16 protein-coding genes are annotated in these 17,753 nt (G+C 71.0%); 7 read left to right on the plus strand and 9 right to left on the minus strand.

What is annotated here, in order from left to right:
- Nucleotides 1-3: 3 nt before the first annotated feature.
- The 3 genes from ACIRRY_RS06135 to ACIRRY_RS06145 form a co-directional block, all read right to left on the minus strand.
- On the minus strand, nucleotides 4-942 hold the full coding sequence (locus ACIRRY_RS06135) for a hydroxymethylglutaryl-CoA lyase (protein ID WP_403970794.1): 939 nt from the start codon (nucleotides 940-942) through the stop codon (nucleotides 4-6).
- Between the two features lie 8 nt (nucleotides 943-950).
- Nucleotides 951-2,969 (minus strand): biotin carboxylase N-terminal domain-containing protein, encoded by a 2,019-nt coding sequence (locus tag ACIRRY_RS06140; protein WP_403970798.1) that lies wholly within the window; start codon nucleotides 2,967-2,969, stop codon nucleotides 951-953.
- 68 nt (nucleotides 2,970-3,037) lie between these two features.
- On the minus strand, nucleotides 3,038-4,654 hold the full coding sequence (locus ACIRRY_RS06145; RefSeq protein WP_403968509.1) for a carboxyl transferase domain-containing protein: 1,617 nt from the start codon (nucleotides 4,652-4,654) through the stop codon (nucleotides 3,038-3,040).
- A gap of 106 nt (nucleotides 4,655-4,760) precedes the next feature.
- Here ACIRRY_RS06145 and ACIRRY_RS06150 point away from each other — a divergent pair, with 106 nt between their 5' ends.
- The 4 genes from ACIRRY_RS06150 to ACIRRY_RS06165 all read left to right on the plus strand — a co-directional run bounded on the left by ACIRRY_RS06150 (nucleotide 4,761) and on the right by ACIRRY_RS06165 (nucleotide 8,559).
- Nucleotides 4,761-5,363 (plus strand): TetR/AcrR family transcriptional regulator, encoded by a 603-nt coding sequence (locus ACIRRY_RS06150; protein ID WP_403968511.1) that lies wholly within the window; start codon nucleotides 4,761-4,763, stop codon nucleotides 5,361-5,363.
- A gap of 135 nt (nucleotides 5,364-5,498) precedes the next feature.
- Nucleotides 5,499-6,656, plus strand: coding sequence for an acyl-CoA dehydrogenase family protein (locus ACIRRY_RS06155; RefSeq protein ID WP_403968512.1), 1,158 nt, complete (start codon nucleotides 5,499-5,501; stop codon nucleotides 6,654-6,656).
- 36 nt (nucleotides 6,657-6,692) lie between these two features.
- The gene (locus ACIRRY_RS06160; RefSeq protein ID WP_403968514.1) at nucleotides 6,693-7,565 is read left to right on the plus strand and encodes an acyl-CoA thioesterase; all 873 of its coding nucleotides are present in this window, start codon (nucleotides 6,693-6,695) and stop codon (nucleotides 7,563-7,565) included.
- Nucleotides 7,566-7,569: 4 nt separating this feature from the next.
- Nucleotides 7,570-8,559 carry a cation diffusion facilitator family transporter gene (locus ACIRRY_RS06165; protein WP_403968516.1) on the plus strand — a complete coding sequence of 330 codons (990 nt, stop codon included), beginning with the start codon at nucleotides 7,570-7,572 and terminating at the stop codon, nucleotides 8,557-8,559.
- Nucleotides 8,560-8,580: 21 nt separating this feature from the next.
- On the opposite strand, the gene ACIRRY_RS06170 is transcribed toward ACIRRY_RS06165, so the two are convergent.
- Both ACIRRY_RS06170 and ACIRRY_RS06175 read right to left on the minus strand, forming a co-directional pair.
- Nucleotides 8,581-9,369: a phosphatase gene (locus ACIRRY_RS06170; protein WP_403968518.1), complete on the minus strand. Its 789-nt coding sequence runs from the start codon at nucleotides 9,367-9,369 to the stop codon at nucleotides 8,581-8,583.
- Nucleotides 9,370-9,447: 78 nt separating this feature from the next.
- Nucleotides 9,448-11,010 carry a PucR family transcriptional regulator gene (locus ACIRRY_RS06175; RefSeq protein WP_403968520.1) on the minus strand — a complete coding sequence of 521 codons (1,563 nt, stop codon included), beginning with the start codon at nucleotides 11,008-11,010 and terminating at the stop codon, nucleotides 9,448-9,450.
- A 119-nt stretch (nucleotides 11,011-11,129) separates the two neighbouring features.
- Between ACIRRY_RS06175 and ACIRRY_RS06180 the strand changes: the two genes are divergently transcribed.
- The 3 genes from ACIRRY_RS06180 (at nucleotide 11,130) to ACIRRY_RS06190 (ending at nucleotide 15,312) form a co-directional block, all read left to right on the plus strand.
- Nucleotides 11,130-12,599: a sodium:solute symporter gene (locus ACIRRY_RS06180; RefSeq protein ID WP_403968522.1), complete on the plus strand. Its 1,470-nt coding sequence runs from the start codon at nucleotides 11,130-11,132 to the stop codon at nucleotides 12,597-12,599.
- A 62-nt stretch (nucleotides 12,600-12,661) separates the two neighbouring features.
- Nucleotides 12,662-13,630 (plus strand): agmatinase, encoded by a 969-nt coding sequence (speB, locus tag ACIRRY_RS06185; RefSeq protein WP_403968524.1) that lies wholly within the window; start codon nucleotides 12,662-12,664, stop codon nucleotides 13,628-13,630.
- Nucleotides 13,627-15,312 (plus strand): thiamine pyrophosphate-binding protein, encoded by a 1,686-nt coding sequence (locus ACIRRY_RS06190; RefSeq protein ID WP_403968526.1) that lies wholly within the window; start codon nucleotides 13,627-13,629, stop codon nucleotides 15,310-15,312. The genes speB and ACIRRY_RS06190 overlap by 4 nt, the downstream gene beginning before the upstream one ends.
- Before the next feature lie 70 nt (nucleotides 15,313-15,382).
- Here the strand turns inward: ACIRRY_RS06190 and ACIRRY_RS06195 are convergent, their stop codons facing one another.
- From ACIRRY_RS06195 to ACIRRY_RS06210, 4 genes are all read right to left on the minus strand, one after another.
- Nucleotides 15,383-16,165: a VOC family protein gene (locus tag ACIRRY_RS06195; RefSeq protein WP_403968528.1), complete on the minus strand. Its 783-nt coding sequence runs from the start codon at nucleotides 16,163-16,165 to the stop codon at nucleotides 15,383-15,385.
- Nucleotides 16,166-16,421: 256 nt separating this feature from the next.
- Nucleotides 16,422-16,874 carry a type II toxin-antitoxin system VapC family toxin gene (locus tag ACIRRY_RS06200; protein WP_403968530.1) on the minus strand — a complete coding sequence of 151 codons (453 nt, stop codon included), beginning with the start codon at nucleotides 16,872-16,874 and terminating at the stop codon, nucleotides 16,422-16,424.
- The gene (locus tag ACIRRY_RS06205; RefSeq protein WP_403968532.1) at nucleotides 16,871-17,170 is read right to left on the minus strand and encodes a hypothetical protein; all 300 of its coding nucleotides are present in this window, start codon (nucleotides 17,168-17,170) and stop codon (nucleotides 16,871-16,873) included. The genes ACIRRY_RS06200 and ACIRRY_RS06205 overlap by 4 nt, the downstream gene beginning before the upstream one ends.
- Nucleotides 17,171-17,259: 89 nt before the next feature.
- Nucleotides 17,260-17,733, minus strand: coding sequence for an ATP-binding protein (locus tag ACIRRY_RS06210; RefSeq protein ID WP_403968534.1), 474 nt, complete (start codon nucleotides 17,731-17,733; stop codon nucleotides 17,260-17,262).
- Nucleotides 17,734-17,753 lie beyond the last annotated feature (20 nt).

A 17,753-nucleotide genomic window follows, 5' to 3' on the forward strand; every position in this document is an offset into this window, starting at 1 on the left:
CGGTCACTGCTCCTTGTGGGGCTGTGCTGTCTTACCGAGTGCGCGGACAGTGCGGGACGGGCTGGGCCGGCCCAGTTGTTCGGCCATCCACACGCTGGTGGCGGTGAGCCGGCCGAGGTCGACTCCGGAGTCGATGCCGAGACCCTGGAGCATCCACACGAGGTCTTCGGTGGCGAGGTTGCCGGTCGCGGACTTGGCGTACGGGCAGCCGCCGAGGCCGCCCGCGGAGGCGTCCACGGTGGTGACGCCGTGCTGGAGGGCGGCCAGGGTGTTGGCGAGGGCCTGGCCGTAGGTGTCGTGGAAGTGCACGCCCAACACGTTGGTGGGGACGCCCTGTTCATTGAGCGAGGCCAGCAGCTCCAGGACATGGCCCGGGGTCGCGACGCCGATCGTGTCGCCGAGGCTCAGCTCGTCGCAGCCCATGTCGAGCAGCGACTTGCAGACGCGGACGACCTGGTGGATCGGGACGGCGCCCTCCCAGGGGTCGCCGAAGCACATCGACAGATAGCCGCGCACATGCGCGTCACCCGCCTTCGCCCTGGTCACCACCGGTTCGAACATAGCCAGCGCGTCGTCGACCGTACGGTTCAGATTGGCCTTCGCGAAGGCCTCGGTGGCGCTCGCGAACACCGCGATACGGCGGGCGCCGAGCGCGAGCGCCCGGTCGAGGCCGCGTTCGTTCGGCACGAGCACGGGGAGTTCGACTCCCGGCAGATCGCGCACGAGTGGGAACAACTGCTCCGCGTCGGCCAGTTGGGGCACCCACTTGGGGTGGACGAAGCTGGTCGCCTCGATCGTGGTCAGGCCCGCGTCGGCCAGCCGGCGCACGAACTCGGCCTTCACCTCCGTCGGCACGGTCGACTTCTCGTTCTGCAGCCCGTCCCGCGCCCCCACCTCGTGAATGCGCACCCGGGCGGGCAGATCGGGGGCCGGTACGACCATCGGGAGTGTCACTGGTCCTCCTCCGCAGACGCGACGACCACGGGTGTGACGACCGCCAGCACCTGGTCCATGGCGACCGTCGCGCCGGGCGTCACGTCGAGTTCGGCGACGGTGCCGGCGTGCGGCGCGGAGACGACGTGCTCCATCTTCATCGCCTCGACCACCAACAGGCTCTGTCCGGCGGTCACTTGATCCCCCACGGCGACCTTCACCACGGTCACCGTCCCCGGCATCGGCGCGGTCAGCGAACCGGCACCGGACCGGTCGGCCCCGCTGAGCGAGGCGGCCACCGGATCGTGGTCCCGCACCTGCCAGGCGTCCCCGTCCCGGCCCAGCCAGGTGCCGTCCGGCAGGGCGGTGAAGGTGTGGACGAGGCCGTCGAGCCGCAGGGTGAACCGGCCGTCGGGCCCGGCCGTTCCGGCCCCGACGAGCGGCTTCTCGGCGCCGTCCGGCAGGAGTTCGGTCCCGCCCTCGGGAGTGCGGCGTACGCGCACGGTCACCGGGTCGTGGCCCGGCACCCGTAGGGGGTGTGCCGTCCAGGCCCGCTCCCCGCCCAGACGCCAGCCGTCCGTGGCGGCGAACGGGTCGGCCCAGCCGGAGCCCCGCCCGGGCGCGAGCGCCGCGTGCCGCAGCAGCGCCGCCGCCGCGTAGACCTCCACCGGTACCTCACCGGGCACGAGCCCGTCCGCCTCGCGCTCGACGAGCCCGGTGTCCAACTCGCCCGCCACGACCGCCGGATGGGCAAGGAGCCGCCGCAGGAACCCGGCGTTCGTCGGCACGCCCAGGGTGACCGTGTCCGCGAGGGCGGCCCGGAGCTTTCTGAGCGCGGTCGCGCGGTCGGGGCCGTAGGCGATGACCTTGGAGAGCATCGGGTCGTAGAGGCTGCCGACCTCGGTGCCTTCGGAGAGGCCGGAGTCGGTGCGGATGCCGTCGCCGTGCGGTTCGCGGAGCAGGACCACCGTGCCGCCGGAGGGGAGGAAGCCGCGGGAGCCCTCTTTTGTGGACACGGTTTCGGCGCAGATGCGTGCCTCCACCGCGTGCCCGGTGAGGGTGATGTCCTCCTGCGCGAAGGGCAGCCGCTCGCCCGCCGCCACCCTGAGCTGCCACTCCACCAGGTCGAGTCCGGTCACCAACTCCGTTACCGGGTGCTCCACTTGGAGGCGGGTGTTCATCTCCATGAAGTAGTACGACGACGGGTCGCTGCCCGGCACGATGAACTCGACCGTGCCCGCGCCCGCGTACCCGCACGAGCGGGCCGCCTGGACCGCCGCCTCGCCCATCGCCGCGCGCGTGGCGTCGTCGAGAAGCACGCTCGGGGCCTCTTCCACGACCTTCTGGTGGCGGCGCTGCAAGGAGCACTCGCGCTCGCCGAGGTGGACGACGTTGCCGTGGCCGTCGGCCAGGATCTGGATCTCGATGTGCCGGGGGCGGTCGACCCAGCGCTCGACCAGGAGGGTGTCGTCGCCGAAGGAGGCGCGGGCCTCGCGGCGGGCGGCGGCGATCTCCTCCTCCAGGAGGGTGAGGTCGCGGACCAGGCGCATGCCCTTGCCGCCGCCGCCGGCCGACGGCTTGAGGAGGACGGGGGCGCCCAACCCGTGCGCCGCCTTGGCGAGTTCGGGGTCGCGTCCGCCGGGGACGACCGGGACGCCGGCCGCTTCCACGGTCTCCTTGGCGCGGATCTTGTCGCCCATGAGGGCGATCGCGTCCGCCGGAGGGCCGATGAAGACCAGCCCGGCGTCGGCGCACGCGCGCGCGAAGGCCGCGTTCTCGGCGAGGAAGCCGTAGCCCGGGTGCACGGCCTGCGCGCCGGAGCGGGCCGCCGCCTCCAGGAGCCGCTCCACGGACAGATAGCTCTCGGCCGCCGGAGCCGGACCGAGCCGTACCGCCGTGTCGGCCTCCCGGACGTGCCGGGCGTCCGCGTCGGCGTCGGAGAAGACGGCCACCGAGCGCACACCGAGCGAGCGCAGGGTGCGGATCACGCGGACCGCGATCTCGCCCCGGTTGGCCACCAGGACCGTCTCGAACATGCCGACCGTCCCGGGCGTCCCGACTGCCTCGGGCGTCTCGACCGTCTTGGGCATCTTGGTCACCCTCATCACATCCGGAAGACGCCGAACTGGGTGTCACCCAGCGGCGCGTTGGCACAGGCGGTCAGGGCGAGGCCGAGGACCTGACGGGTCTCCAGGGGGTCGATGACCCCGTCGTCCCAGAGGCGGGCGGTGGCGTAGTAGGCGCTGCCCTGACGGTCGTACTGCCGCCGGATCGGGTCCTTGAAGGTCTCTTCGTCCTCCGTGGGCCAGGACTCCCCGCGCCCCTCCAACTGGTCCCGCTTCACGGTCGCGAGGACCGACGCGGCCTGCTCGCCGCCCATGACGGAGATCTTGGCGCCGGGCCACATCCACAGGAAGCGGGGCGAGTACGCCCGGCCGCACATCGAGTAGTTGCCCGCGCCGTACGAGCCGCCGACCACGACCGTCAGCTTGGGCACGCGCGCGCAGGCGACGGCGGTGACCATCTTGGCGCCGTGCTTGGCGATGCCGCCCGCCTCGTAGTCCTTGCCGACCATGAACCCCGAGATGTTCTGGAGGAACACCAGGGGGATGCCGCGCTGGTCGCACAGCTCGATGAAGTGGGCGCCCTTCTGGGCGGATTCGGAGAACAGGATGCCGTTGTTGGCGACGATGCCGACCGGGTGACCGTGGATCCGCGCGAAGCCGGTGACCAGGGTCTGCCCGAACTCGGCCTTGAACTCGGCGAAGCGCGAACCGTCGACCACGCGCGCGATGATCTCCCGTACGTCGTAGGGGGTACGGGAGTCGACCGGGACCGCGCCGTAGATCCCGTACGGGTCGACCTTCGGCTCGACCGCCTCGGTGACCTCCCAGGGGAGGGGCCCGCGCGCGGGGAGCGTGGCGGCGATGTTCCGGACGATCCGCAGGGCGTGCGCGTCGTCCTCCGCGAGGTGGTCGGTGACACCCGATACGCGCGCGTGGACGTCGCCGCCGCCCAGCTCCTCGGCGGTGACGACCTCGCCGGTGGCGGCCTTCACCAGGGGAGGCCCGCCCAGGAAGATCGTCCCCTGGTTGCGGACGATGACGGCCTCGTCGCTCATGGCGGGCACGTAGGCCCCACCGGCGGTACAGGACCCCAGCACGGCGGCGATCTGCGGGATCCCCGCCCCCGACATCCGGGCCTGGTTGTAGAAGATCCGCCCGAAGTGCTCGCGGTCCGGGAACACCTCGTCCTGCATGGGCAGGAAGGCGCCCCCGGAGTCGACGAGGTAGATGCAGGGGAGCCGGTTCTCCAGGGCGATCTCCTGGGCGCGCAGATGCTTCTTGACGGTCATCGGGTAGTAGGTCCCGCCCTTGACCGTGGCGTCGTTGGCGACGATCACGCACTCGCGCCCGCTGACCCGCCCGATCCCGGCGATGACGCCGGCGGCCGGGGCGGCCCCGTCGTACATCCCGTCGGCGGCCAGCGGAGCCAGCTCCAGGAAGGGCGAGCCGGGGTCGAGCAGCGTGTCCACGCGGTCGCGGGGGAGCAGCTTGCCGCGCGCGGTGTGCCGGTCCCGGGCCCGCTCACCCCCGCCGAGCCGGGCGGCGGCCAGCTTCTGCCGCAGCTCCTCGCCCAGCGCGCGGTGCGCCGCCTCGTTGGCCCGCCACGCCTCCGACGCGGGATCCTCCGCGCTCGTCAGCTCCGGTGCCTCTTGCATTCCGTGGGTCCCCTCGCACAGCGATCGGCCGCTCTCGGCTGTTAATGAGCGTTAACCATTTCCTTCAGGTTAACGACCGCTAACCTTCCTGTCTAGAATTGCTTCCATGACCACGAGAACCGACGCCCCCACCCGCCGCGAACAGATCCTCAAGGAGGCCGCGCGGCTCTTCGCCGAGCGCGGCTTCCACGGCGTCGGGGTCGACGAGATAGGCGCCGCGGTCGGCATCAGCGGCCCCGGCCTGTACCGGCACTTCCCGGGGAAGGACGCGATGCTCGCCGAGCTGCTGGTCGGCATCAGCGGACAGCTGCTGACGGGCGCGAAGCGACGCCTGGCGGAGGCGGAGGGGGTGACCTCCCCGGGCGCCCTGCTCGACTCGCTCATCGAGGGCCACATCGACTTCGCCCTCGACGACCGCCCCCTGATCACCCTCCACGACCGGGAGCTGGACCGGCTCCGTGACTCCGACCGCAAGCTGGTGCGTCAACTCCAGCGGCAGTACGTGGAGTTGTGGGTGGAGGTCGTCCGGGAGGTGTATCCCGAACTGCCCGAACCCAGCGCGCGGTCGGCGGTCCACTCGGTCTTCGGCCTGCTGAACTCGACTCCGCATCTGGGGCGGCCGGGGTCGTTGCCCGGGCGGGGGGCAACGGCGGAGTTGCTGCATCGGATGGCGCGGGGGGCGTTGGGGGCGGCGGCGTCGGGTGGGTGAGGGATCCCCGGGGTCCGGGGTGGCGTGACGAGCGTTACGTGGCTGTTCCGCTGGACGGCCTCCCTACTCGCCGGTACCGTGATGTTCTGAGCAAGCGCTTAGACATGGACCCTGGGCTAGCTGGAGGTGGCGGCGGTGCGCCGTACGGTGTTTGACGAGGACCACGAGGCGTTCCGGGAGACCCTCCGGGCCTTCATCGAGGCCGAGGTCGTGCCCGTCTACGACGAGTGGTTCGCCGCCGGCCAGGCGCCGCGCGAGTTCTACTACAAGCTCGCCGAGCTGGGCGTCTTCGGCATCCGCGTGGACGAGGAGTACGGCGGCGCGGGCATCGACTCGTACAAGTTCGAGGCCGTCCTCTACGAGGAGACCGCGCGCGCGGGTGTCTCCTTCGGCGGCTCCGGTGTGCACGTCCTGCTCGGCCTGCCCTACATCAAGCTGCTCGCCAACGACGAGCAGAAGAAGAAGTACCTGCCGAAGTTCGTCTCCGGCGAGGAGATGTGGGCCATCGCGATGACCGAGCCGGGCACCGGCTCCGACCTCGCGGGCATGAAGACCACCGCCAAGCTCTCCGAGGACGGCACGCACTACGTCCTCAACGGCGCCAAGACCTTCATCACCGGCGGCGTGCACGCCGACCGCATGATCGTCTGCGCCCGCACCGACGCGCCCTCCAAGGAGGACCGTCGCCACGGCATCTCCCTCTTCGTGGTGGACACCAAGGCCGAGGGCTACTCGGTCGGCCGCAAGCTCGACAAGCTCGGCCTGAAGACCTCCGACACCGCCGAGCTGGCGTTCGTCGACGTCAAGGTGCCCATCGAGGACCTCCTCGGCGAGGAGAACAAGGGCTTCTCCTACCTCGGCCACAACCTCGCCTCCGAGCGCTGGGGCATCGCCTTCGGCGCGTACGCGCAGGCCAAGGCCGCCGTCCGGTTCGCCAAGCAGTACGTGCAGGACCGGGTCGTCTTCGGCCAGCCCGTCGCCGCGTTCCAGAACACCAAGTTCGAACTGGCCGCCTGCCAGGCCGAGGTGGACGCCGCCGAGGCCGTCGTCGACCGCGCGACCGAGGCCCTGGACGCCGGTGAGCTGACCCCCGCCGAGGCGGCCAGCGCCAAGCTGTTCACCACCGAGGTCGCCCACCGCGTGATCGACCGCTGCCTCCAGCTGCACGGCGGCTACGGCTTCATGAACGAGTACCCGATCGCCCGCCTGTACGCGGACAACCGCGTCAACCGCATCTACGGCGGCACCAGCGAGATCATGAAGACGATCATCGCGAAGGACATGGGCCTGTAAGGTCCCGGCAATTCCCGCCCGGTAAAACTGGACGCCATGAACCAGGCACTACAGGAGCTCCTCGATCTGCTCGACCTGGAGCAGATCGAGGAGAACATCTTCCGCGGTCAGTCCCGCTCCGCCGTCGTCCCCCGCGTCTTCGGGGGCCAGGTCGCGGCGCAGGCACTGGTCGCCGCCGGGCGCACGGTCCCCGCCGACCGCCACGCCCACTCCCTGCACGCGTACTTCCTGCGCATGGGCGACCCGGGCGCGCCCATCGTCTACAACGTCGAGCGGATGCGCGACGGCCGCTCCTTCACCACCCGCCGCGCGGTCGCCGTCCAGCACGGCCGGCCGATCTTCGCGCTGTCGGCGTCCTTCCAGACGTACGAGGAAGGCCTCGACCACCAGACCCCGATGCCGCCCGCGCCCGACCCGGAGACGGTCCCCACGGGCCGCGAGCGACTGCTCGGCTACGACCACCTCGACAAGGGGATCGTTGAACGATTCCTGGAGGCCCGTCAGGCGATCGACCTCCGGTACGTCGACGACCCGCCGTACGGCAGGTTCGGCGAGCCGCGCGAACCGCACTCCCAGGTGTGGTTCCGCACCAACGGCAAGCTCGCGGACGACCCCCTCCTCCACGTGGTCCTCGCGACGTACGTCTCCGACATGACGCTCCTCGACTCGATCCTCCTCGCGCACGGCCGCGGCGGCTGGGCCGTAGGAGATGTCGTCGGGGCGTCGCTCGACCACGCGATGTGGTTCCACCGCCCGTTCCGCGCCGACGAATGGCTGCTCTACGACCAGGAGTCGCCGTCGGCGTACGGCGGGCGCGGACTCGGGCAGGCCCGGATCTACACCCAGGACGGTCAACTGGCCGTCTCCGTCATTCAGGAGGGCGTGGTCCGGGTTCCTCGGGAAGACTGAGGCCATGACAGAAACCGAGGAGACAGCGGCGATCGAGGAGAGCGAGAGCGGCGGCGAGTCCACCGCCACGGTGATCGTCGCGGCCGTCGCCAACCTGGGGATCGCGCTCGCCAAAGCGGTCGCCGGCGTCATCAGCGGCTCCAGCGCGATGCTGTCGGAGGCCGCGCACTCGGTCGCCGACACGGTCACCGAACTCCTCCTCCTCACCGCCCTCAAACGCAGCGCGAAACCCGCCGACGAGGAACACCCCCTCGGCTACGGCCCCGAGCGCTACATCTGGGCGATGCTCGCCGCCGTCGCCACCTTCGTCGGCGGCGCGGTCTTCTCGATCTACGACGGCGTCCACACCCTCGTCGCCGGCGAGGACCTCGGCGACCCGCTCATCTCCTACATCGTGCTCGGCGTCGCCTTCCTCCTGGAGGGCTACTCCCTGCGGACGGGCGTACGCCAGGCGCGCGGAGAGGCGGCCCGCTTCGACGCCTCCTTCAAGCGCTACCTCCGCTACACCCCCGACACCGCGGTCAAGGCCGTAGTCCTTGAGGACTCCGCCGCCCTCGTCGGCCTGGTCCTCGCGGCGGGCGGCCTGCTCGGCGGACAGCTCACCGGCTCCGGCGTCTGGGACGGCATCGCGTCCCTCTGCATCGGCGCCCTGCTCCTCTACGTCGCCTGGGTGCTCGGCCGCTCCAACGCGGAACTCCTCATCGGACGCCCGCTGCCCAAGGCCATGCGGGACCGCATCCGGGAGGAACTCCTCGCCGTCGAACACATCGAGGCCGTACTGGAGTTGACGACCCTCGTGCAGGGCCCGCGCGAGGCGCTGGTGGCGGCGAAGGTCGACTTCCGGGACGTGTCCACGGCCGCGCAGATCGAGTGGGCCTGCGAACAGGCCGAGCAGCGACTGCGGGAGGCGTTCCCCTCGGTGAACCGGGTCTATCTGGACCCGACACCTGGGTACGCGCAGCGACGGGCGGAAGGGCTCAACCCCTGGCCGTGAGAAGGGAGTTGAGCCGGGGGATCAGGACAGTCCCGCCTCGGCCAGCAGATAGGCCGTCATCGGGTCGTAGTGCCTGGGGCTGATCACATGGTCGTCGAGCGGGACCGCCACCTGGAGGGTGCCCTCCGACTCGGCGAGGAAGAGCGCCGGGTCGTTGCAGTCCGCGTAGCCGACGGAGTCGACGCCGTGCCGGCCCGCGTAGCCGGCCCAGCCGTGGTCGGCGACGACCAGGTCGGGCAGCGGGCGGCCCTCGCGCTCCAGGGTGGTGAGGATCGCCTTCATCGGCTCACCGGAGTGCGTGTGCCACAGCGTCGCCCCGTGCTCCAGGACGGCCACGTCCGCGAACTGCACGACGTACCCCTCCTCCGTCTGCAACCCCTCCGGGATCACCACGATCTCGCAGCCGGCCGTGCGCAGCGCGGCGGCCGTGGCCCGGTGCACATCGAGCAGACCACCGGGGTGACCGGTCGCGAACAGCACCCGCTGCTGCCCGTCGGCCGCCTTGCGCAGCCGCGCCGCCAGCCGGTCGAGCCCCGCGACCGTCAGCTCCGGGTCGATGGTGTCCTGGCCGTAGCGGTACTCGGCGTCGTCGTTGACACCCACCCGCTCCGCCATCACCGCGAGCACGTCCTGCTCGTCGGACCAACGGCTGCCGAGCTCCAGGCCGAGCCAGTAGTGGCGGTCGCCGTTCGCGAGCTTGCGGTAGTGGGAGAGGTTGTTCTCGCGGGGCGTGGCTACGTCGCCCGCGATACGGGTCTTCACAAGGTGATCGACGAGCTCGGCGCGGCTGGGGGTCCCGGGTATCGGCATGCCTACATTGTGGAGCAGAGGGCTGTGCCCACGCCCGGCGTCCCGCACGCTGGGATGTGGATCACTCACCCCGGACGGTCACAGGTGTCGCAGGCCGAACCACAGCTCCATCCGTACGTCCGGATCGTCCAGGTCCGCGCCCAGCAGCGCCGCGCACCGGGCGATCCGCTGCCGCACGGTGTTGCGGTGCACGGCCAGGGCGACCGCCGTACGGTCCCAACTCCCGTGCAGGGAGAGCCAGGTGCGCAGGGTCTCGACGAGCGCGGGGTGCGCGGCGAGCGGGGCGAGGAGGGTGCGGGCATGCGCCTCGGCCTCCTCGTGCGGGACCAGCTCGGCCAGACCGGCGCGGCCGGAACCGCCGTGCCGGACCAGCGGGGCGCGGGTCGCGCGGGCCCGGGCCAGCGCGCGGGCCGCCTGGGTGTCGGCGGCGGACCAGTCCCGCGGAGCTACGGCGGCACTGACCCCGAGGGTCCAGCCGGGCTGCGGGCCGGGTTCACGACCCGCGGGGACCAGTACCCGTACGACGTCCGGCGCCAGGTCGATCAGCGCGGAACCGAGCGCGGCGCCCAGCGCGGACGCGGTGACGGGGTCGGGAACAGGGGTGTCGGGCGCCGCGTGCACGACGATCCACCGGTCCCCGCCGAGCAGCGCCGCGACGTCCTGCGGCGGGGCGCCCAGCAGCAGCCGTACGAGCGCCGAGGACCGGTCCGCTCCCGTACGGCTCTGGTGTTCGCCGGTGAGGAGCGAGAGGAGTACGGCGGCGACGGAGGCGATGGTGTGGTCGCCGGGGTCGCGCCGCGGGGCGGCTACCCCTAGGACGAAACCCTGACCGGTACCCAGGGCGTAGGCCGCGAGATGCGCGCCGGGGACGGTGTCGGTGGCGGACGTGGGCGAAGGGGCGGTGGCGGACGAGGGGGTCGTGGCGGACGAGGGTGTTTCGGTGGGACGCACGACCCGCGCCAGCCCCGCCAGCCCCGCCAGCGACTCCCGCGTCTCCGCTCCCGTCGCGCCCCGTCCCGCCGCCGCGATCTCCGTGCCGTCGGGGCCGTACAACACGGCCCGCCCGCCGACCCGTTGGGCGAGTTGGCGGAGTACCGAGGGGATCGGGTCGGGGCGAGAGGCCGCTGCCGCGAGGCTCTGCTGGGCCTCGGTGACGCGGCGGAGTTCGGCGAGGCGGGCCTGGGCCATCAGCTGCCAGACGGCGCGGGCCACGCGGGAGAAGGGGGTGGGCGGCGGGACCTCCAGGAGCGGCAGGTCGTAGTGGTCGCAGGCGGCGACCAGGGCCCGCGGCACGGTGTCGTGGACCGGCGCGACACCGAAGCCGAGGGCCACCCCGCCCGCCTCGACGATCCGGGAGACGTAGTCGGCGAAGTACTCCCCCAGTCTCGGCTTCGCTCGACCGGGGGGACCCCCATCCGAACCGGCCGCCTCCGGGATGTGGACGCCCGCCGTCAGCAGCAGTTCGCCGCCCAGCAGGTACGGATACGGGTCGGGCATCTCCGACACGTGCGCCCAGTGGATGACGGTGTCGGGGTCGTCGGGGCCCGCGATCTGCCGCAGCCCCAGATCCTCGCGGGCCAGGAGGGCGGCGAGGGGCACGGGTGGTGTGGGCGGTGTGGGGGGAATCGTGAGGTCCGGCATGGTGGACGTTTCCTCCATCACCTCGTGCTCGGGTGGATGAAACGTACACTTCGCAGCCGCTTTCCGGCCACCTAGTGTCGACCCGGACCAGGCAGCGACCGCGCGAAGGAGGCCCCCGTATGGCCGTCGACTACACCGTCATCGTCGTCTACCTGGCCGGCATGCTGGCCATGGGCTGGTGGGGCATGCGCCGCGCCAAGTCGAAGAGCGACTTCCTGGTCGCGGGCCGCCGGCTGGGACCGGTCATGTACTCCGGCACCATGGCCGCGATCGTCCTGGGCGGCGCGTCCACCATCGGCGGGGTGGGCCTCGGCTACCAGTACGGGTTGTCCGGGGCGTGGATGGTCTTCACCATCGGCCTCGGCCTGCTCGCCCTCTCCGTCTTCTTCTCCGCCCGCATCGCCCGCCTGAAGGTGTACACCGTCTCCGAGATGCTCGATCTCAGGTACGGGGGCCGGGCGGGCGTGATCTCCGGCGTGGTCATGTGGGCCTACACCCTGATGCTGGCCGTCACCTCGACGATCGCCTACGCCACGATCTTCGACGTCCTCTTCGACATGAACCGGACGCTCGCGATCGTCCTCGGCGGTTCGATCGTCGTCGCGTACTCGACGCTCGGCGGCATGTGGTCGATCACGCTGACGGACATGGTGCAGTTCGTGGTGAAGACGATCGGCGTACTCCTGCTCCTGCTCCCCATCGCGGTCGTCAAGGCGGGCGGGTTCGGCGAGATGAGGGCGAAACTGCCGACCGGGTACTTCGACCCGCTGGGCATCGGCGGCGAGACGATCTTCACCTACGTCCTGATCTACACGTTCGGCATGCTCATCGGCCAGGACATCTGGCAGCGCGTGTTCACCGCGGGCAGCGACAGGACCGCCAGATGGGGCGGCACGGTCGCCGGCACCTACTGTCTCGTCTACGCCCTCGCCGGCGCCGTCATCGGCACGGCGGCCAAGGTCCTCTACCCGAACCTGGGCAGTCCCGATGACGCCTTCGCGACCATCGTCAAGGACGAACTCCCGGTCGGGGTGAGGGGGTTGGTGCTCGCCGCGGCCCTGGCCGCAGTCATGTCGACGTCCTCCGGCGCGCTGATCGCCTGCGCCACGGTCGCCAACAACGACATCTGGTCGAAGCTGCGGGGAGCCGTCAAGCGGGACAGCGTGGAGGAGCAGCACGACGAGGTGCGCGGCAACCGTGTCTTCATCCTCGTCATGGGCGTCGCGGTGATCGTCACGGCGATCGCGCTGAACAACGTGGTGGAGGCGCTGACGGTGGCGTACAACCTCCTCGTCGGCGGCCTGCTCGTCCCGATCCTCGGCGGACTGCTGTGGAAGCGCGGCACCGCACAGGGCGCGCTCGCGTCCGTGGCCGTCGGCGGCCTCGCGGTCGTCGGCCTGATGGCGGCCTACGGCATCCTCGCCAACGAGCCTGTGTACTACGGCCTGTTGCTGTCCCTGGCCGCGTACGTCACGGTCTCGCTCGTCACGCCGGCGACCGACGCGGCGGTGCTGGCCGCCTGGCGGGAGCGGCTCGCAGGGCGCGGCGCCCCCGAACTCGCGCCCGAACCGGTCGCCGCCCACCAGTAAAGTCGTAGTCAGCCGTACAAAGAGTCCATACGCGACGAAGCGTAGGAAAGAAGGCAGTACCCATGACCAGCAACGAGACGCCCCGCGGCCCCGTCGACTCCTCTCGTGTCCCGCGCTACGCCGGTCCCGCGACCTACGCCCGCCTCCCGCGCCTGGACGAGGTCGGCAGCGCCGATGTCGCCGTGGTCGGGGTGCCGTTCGACGCCGGTGTCTCCTACCGGCCGGGCGCGCGCTTCGGCGGCAACGCGATCCGCGAGGCGTCCCGGCTGCTGCGGCCGTACAACCCGGCGCAGGACGCGTCCCCGTTCGCGCTGGCGCAGGTCGCGGACGCCGGTGACATCGCGGCGAACCCGTTCGACATCAACGATGCGGTCGAGACGATCGAGGAGGCCGCGGACCAACTCCTGGGCACCGGCGCCCGGTTGATGACGCTGGGCGGCGACCACACCATCGCCCTGCCCCTGTTGAGGTCCGTCGCGAAGAAGCACGGCCCGGTGGCCCTGCTGCACTTCGACGCCCATCTCGACACCTGGGACACGTACTTCGGCGCCGAGTACACGCACGGGACGCCGTTCCGCCGGGCGGTGGAGGAGGGCATCCTCGACACGGAGGCGCTCTCGCACGTCGGTATCCGCGGTCCGCTGTACGGCAAGCAGGACCTCAAGGACGACGAGAAGATGGGCTTCGGCATCGTGACGTCGGCGGACGTCTACCGCCGGGGCGCCGACGAGGTCGCCGACCAGCTCCGCCAGCGCATCGGCGACCGCCCCCTGTACATCTCCATCGACATCGACTGCCTCGACCCGGCCCACGCGCCCGGCACCGGCACGCCCGAGGCCGGCGGTCTGACCTCGCGCGAACTTCTGGAGATCCTGCGCGGCCTGGCATCCTGCAACCTGGTGTCGGCGGACGTCGTCGAGGTGGCACCGGCGTACGACCACGCCGAGATCACGTCGGTGGCGGCGTCGCACACCGCGTACGACCTGATCACCATCATGTCCCGTCAGATTGCCGAGGCTCGTTCGAAGTGACTCACGACCACGACCTGGAACTCCGCCCGACGGCCGCGCAGATCACCGCCGCGCTGAACCCGCCCCCCGGGCGCAACGGCGGTGACCTGGTCGTGGAGACCCTGGCGGGCCTCGGCGCGACGACCGTCTTCGGCCTGCCGGGCCAGCACGCCCTCGGCATGTTCGACGCGCTGCGCCGCTCCGACCTGCGGTACATCGGCCTGCGGGTGGAGAACAACGCCGGGTTCGCGGCGGACGCGTACGGCCGCATCACCGGCGAGGCGGCGCCGCTGCTGCTGTCGACGGGCCCGGGCGCGCTGACGTCACTGGCCGCGCTCCAGGAGGCGCGGGCGGCCTCGGCCCCGGTGTTGGCGATCAGCAGCCAGATCCCGACGGCGGGCCTGGGCGGCGGCAGGCACGGCTATCTGCACGAACTCCCGGACCAGTCCGCCTCGTTCAGGGGCGTGGTGAAGTCGGTCCACACCGTCCGCTCCCAGTCGCAGATCCCCTCGGCGATCGCGGAGGCCTGGAAGTCGGCGCTCACGGCTCCGCACGGCCCGGTGTGGGTGGAGATCCCGCAGGACGTCCTGCTGTCTCCGACCCTGCTCCCGGTGGTGACGGCGGTGGACGCGACCCCGGAGGACCTGGTCCCACGCCCCGAACTCACGGCCGTGGCAGCCGACTTGCTGTCGCGTGCGGCCCGTCCCGCGATCATCGCGGGCGGGGGGGTGGTACGGGCGGACGCGTCGAAGAAACTGCGGCAGTTGGCGGAGAAGCTCCAGGCCCCGGTGGTCACGACCCCTGGCGGCAAGGGCGCGTTCCCGTGGACACATCCCCTCTCGCTCCAGTCCTGGCTGGAGGACCGCCACACGACGGACTTCCTGGAGGACGCGGACGTCGTGCTGGTGGTGGGCTCGGGGCTGGGCGAACTGTCTTCCAACTACCACACGTTCGCCCCGCGCGGCCGGGTCATCCAGATCGAGGCGGACCTCGGCAAACTGGAGTCGAACCACCCGGCGTTGGGGATCCACGCGGACGCGTGGCACGCGGTGCAGGCGCTGCTGGAGACGGTGACGGAGCGGACGGATCCGACGGCGGCGGAGCGGGTACGAGGTGTTCTGGAGAAGGTCCGGGAACGCATCGCCGCCCAGGAACTGACCCTGGAACAGGGCGTGTTGGAGTCGGTCCGCAGGGCGCTCCCCGCCACCTCCCCCTCCTTCTGGGACATGACGATCCTCGCCTACTGGGCCTGGTCGGCCTTCGACGCGAAGGGCCCCAACCACCTCCACTCCGCCCAGGGCGCGGGCGGCCTCGGCTACGGCTTCCCGGCGGCACTGGGCGCGGCGGCGGCGGACCCGACGCGGCCGGTGCTGGCGGTGTCGGGGGACGGGGGTGCGCTGTACTCCGTCGCGGAGTTGGCGACGGCGCGACAGTACGACCTGAACGTCACGTGGCTCATCGTCGACGACGGCGGCTACGGCATCCTCCGCGAGTACATGACGGACGCGTTCGGCGAGGCGACGGCGACGGAACTGACCCGGCCGGATTACGTGGCGCTGGCGGAGTCGTTCGGGGTGCCGGGTGTGCGGACGTCGCCGGAGACGCTGGAGTCGGACCTGGCGAAGGCGTTGGGGGAGCCGGGGCCTTCCGTGGTCGTACTCCATGCGGTGTTGCGGATGTTCGCGGCCACGCACTTGGGGTGACGGGGTGGGGGAGGGGGAGAGCGGCCGTCCTTGCCGGTCCCCCCCTCCCGCGCTCGCCCTCACTTCACTCTCACATCCGCGGGTCCGGCTTCAGCAGGGCGAAGGCCGCGCCGAAGGGGTCCGCGAGCCAGCCGATGCGGCCGACCTCCGGTACGTCCGTCGCCGGCATCAGTTCTGAACCGCCGTTGGAGCGCGCCGTGTTGATCGTGGCGTCGACGTCCGTCGAGTAGAAGTACGGTACCCAGCGCGGCTGTTCGCCCTCGCCGACGTTGAGCGGCGCGACCCCGCCGAACGAGGCGTCCTGCTGGTCGCCGGCGCTGGTGCTCAGCACCCGGTACGTCATGCCGGGGGCCGGCATGTCCTGGCTGCGCCAGCCGAACAGGCCCTGGTAGAAGGCGATGTCCGCCTCCGGGTCGGGGGCGTGCAGTTCTGCCCAGAGCAGGGTGTTCGGGGCCGAGGTGAGTTCCAGACCGGCCGTCCTGCCCGGCTGCCAGAGCGCGAACTGCGCGCCCTGCGGATCGGTGGCCTGCGCCAGCATGCCTTCGCCCATGACGTCCATGGGCTCCATCCGTACGGTTCCGCCGCCGGCCGTGACGGCCTGGACGGTGGCCGTGATGTCGTCGGTCTTGAAGTGGATCATCCAGGCCGAGTGCGCCCCTTCCTCGGTGAGCGGTCCGAGGGCCGCGACGGTCTTGCCGTCCACCTGGAAGAACCCGTACCCACCCGTCTCGGGCCCGGCGGACACGAACTGCCAGCCGAGAACCGCGCCGTAGAACGCGGCGGCCGCGTCGGTGTCGGGACTGCCGAGGTCGAGCCAGTTGGGCGATCCGGTGATGAAGTCGGTGCCGAGCATGTGGTCCTCCTGGGGTGCGGGGCGGGCGCGTGGGTCGGGACGGGAGCCACGATGCCGTCCCGGCCGTCGCCGTCCGCGTACGAGCACCCACAGGACTCCGGTTTCCACCGAACGGCCGAACGGTCGACAGGTGATGTGGCACAGGGTTCGGCGCTCGCCGTGGCGGCCACTGTCGGGACGCGTGCCGAGGGAGGGCAGCGTCCCGAGTCTGCTGTGAAGGGTTGAACTCCCCCTGAATCAGAGGTAGTTCAACCCGCTACTGGACTGCTGGGAGCACATCCAGCGGAACCTCGGCGCCAGTCCTGGGTGCGATGACATCCCGATAGTGATGGTCGAGGGCGAGGACAATCGGCTGCGGCAACGCCCAAGCCAGAACGGCGTTGACCGCGTCGGTCATGCCGATGGCGTCATGATCCGCGTACGTGCGCATCAGACGCTCGGCCTCGCTCAGGAGCGGCCAGCCCACCGTGGCGAGCGTGAGCCGATCCGTGCTTGCCCAGGCGCGCATGCTGGCCAGGACGTCCGCTGCCGCCTTGCCGCTGATCTTCGTCGTCAGGTGGTAGTCCAGCTCGGCCAGGACCATCGGTGACACGACGAGGCGGTCGACCAGGGAGAGAGCCTGTACGGAGGCCTCGTGGTGGGCGTCCTTCCGGTTGTAGACGGCAAGGAGGACTGATGTGTCCGCGACGCCGAACAGATGCCGCTTCAACGGCCACCTTCCTCGAACAGGTTCTCGCCGGATCGAGTGGCCAAGTCGGAAGGTCCGTCGAACATGGCCCGCGCCAGAACGGCCATCGCCTCCGAGTCCTCACCCAAGGGCGAGGAGAAGGACAACGGGAGTCCCCGTGCGATGTGGTCCAACGCCACTTCCTCAGGTGTACGTCCCTCCAACACGGCGAGTGTGCGCAGTACATCGGCCTGGTCACCGGTGTAGGTGAGGGTCACCGTGACTGCGTCGTCCGGCGTGGCCGGTCGGTCCGGCGGGGGAACGGAGGCGTCGGGCACGGGGATCTCCTTCATGCGCGCGGCGAGATGCGGTGTACGACGATTTCAACGGTATCGATCCACCGGCGGTATCGCAGTGTTGCCCGCGTTCACCGTGGCAGCGACAGCTCTGCCCATGTCGCCTTTCCGATGCCGTGCAGCCTGGGACAGCTTCCCCAGCGTTCCGACAAGGCCTGAACGAGAGAGACTCCCCGGCCCCCTTCGTCTTCGGGAGCCGCTTCTCGAGGTTGGGGTCGGTGGTTGCTCGCGTCGGCGACTTCCACTCGCAGCCGTCCGTCATACGTGGCGAAGCGCACGCCGATCTCGCGGCCGGGCGGAGTCCGTGCGTGCCGGATGGAGTTGGTGACCAGCTCCGAGAGCAACAGCTCGGCGGTGTCGGCCACTTCGCCGGCGATTTTCCAGTCCGTGAGCTGCCAGCGGAGGAGCGCGCGTGCGTGCCCCGCACTGCGCGGGTTGCGCGGGAGTTGCCACTGAGCCTCTCGCATGTCAGGGCTTGAGGGGTGTGCGGTCGTGGTGTGGGCTGACATGAAGACCTCCACGGCAGATAGCAGAGCAATGCACATCTCTAGAGATGTGCGAAATC

Origin of the sequence: Streptomyces sp. NPDC101776, from assembly GCF_044766845.1 — a bacterium.
GTDB lineage: Bacteria > Actinomycetota > Actinomycetes > Streptomycetales > Streptomycetaceae > Streptomyces.

Bases quoted from the DNA above. Each gene is read 5' to 3' on its own strand.
- ACIRRY_RS06135 (WP_403970794.1), bottom strand. From the start codon at position 942: ATGGTCGTACCGGCCCCCGATCTGCCCGCCCGGGTGCGCATTCACGAG.
- ACIRRY_RS06140 (WP_403970798.1), bottom strand. From the start codon at position 2,969: ATGTTCGAGACGGTCCTGGTGGCCAACCGGGGCGAGATCGCGGTCCGC.
- ACIRRY_RS06145 (WP_403968509.1), bottom strand. From the start codon at position 4,654: ATGCAAGAGGCACCGGAGCTGACGAGCGCGGAGGATCCCGCGTCGGAG.
- ACIRRY_RS06150 (WP_403968511.1), top strand. From the start codon at position 4,761: ATGACCACGAGAACCGACGCCCCCACCCGCCGCGAACAGATCCTCAAG.
- ACIRRY_RS06160 (WP_403968514.1), top strand. From the start codon at position 6,693: ATGAACCAGGCACTACAGGAGCTCCTCGATCTGCTCGACCTGGAGCAG.
- ACIRRY_RS06165 (WP_403968516.1), top strand. From the start codon at position 7,570: ATGACAGAAACCGAGGAGACAGCGGCGATCGAGGAGAGCGAGAGCGGC.
- ACIRRY_RS06170 (WP_403968518.1), bottom strand. From the start codon at position 9,369: ATGCCGATACCCGGGACCCCCAGCCGCGCCGAGCTCGTCGATCACCTT.
- ACIRRY_RS06175 (WP_403968520.1), bottom strand. From the start codon at position 11,010: ATGCCGGACCTCACGATTCCCCCCACACCGCCCACACCACCCGTGCCC.
- ACIRRY_RS06180 (WP_403968522.1), top strand. From the start codon at position 11,130: ATGGCCGTCGACTACACCGTCATCGTCGTCTACCTGGCCGGCATGCTG.
- speB (WP_403968524.1), top strand. From the start codon at position 12,662: ATGACCAGCAACGAGACGCCCCGCGGCCCCGTCGACTCCTCTCGTGTC.
- ACIRRY_RS06195 (WP_403968528.1), bottom strand. From the start codon at position 16,165: ATGCTCGGCACCGACTTCATCACCGGATCGCCCAACTGGCTCGACCTC.
- ACIRRY_RS06210 (WP_403968534.1), bottom strand. From the start codon at position 17,733: ATGTGCATTGCTCTGCTATCTGCCGTGGAGGTCTTCATGTCAGCCCAC.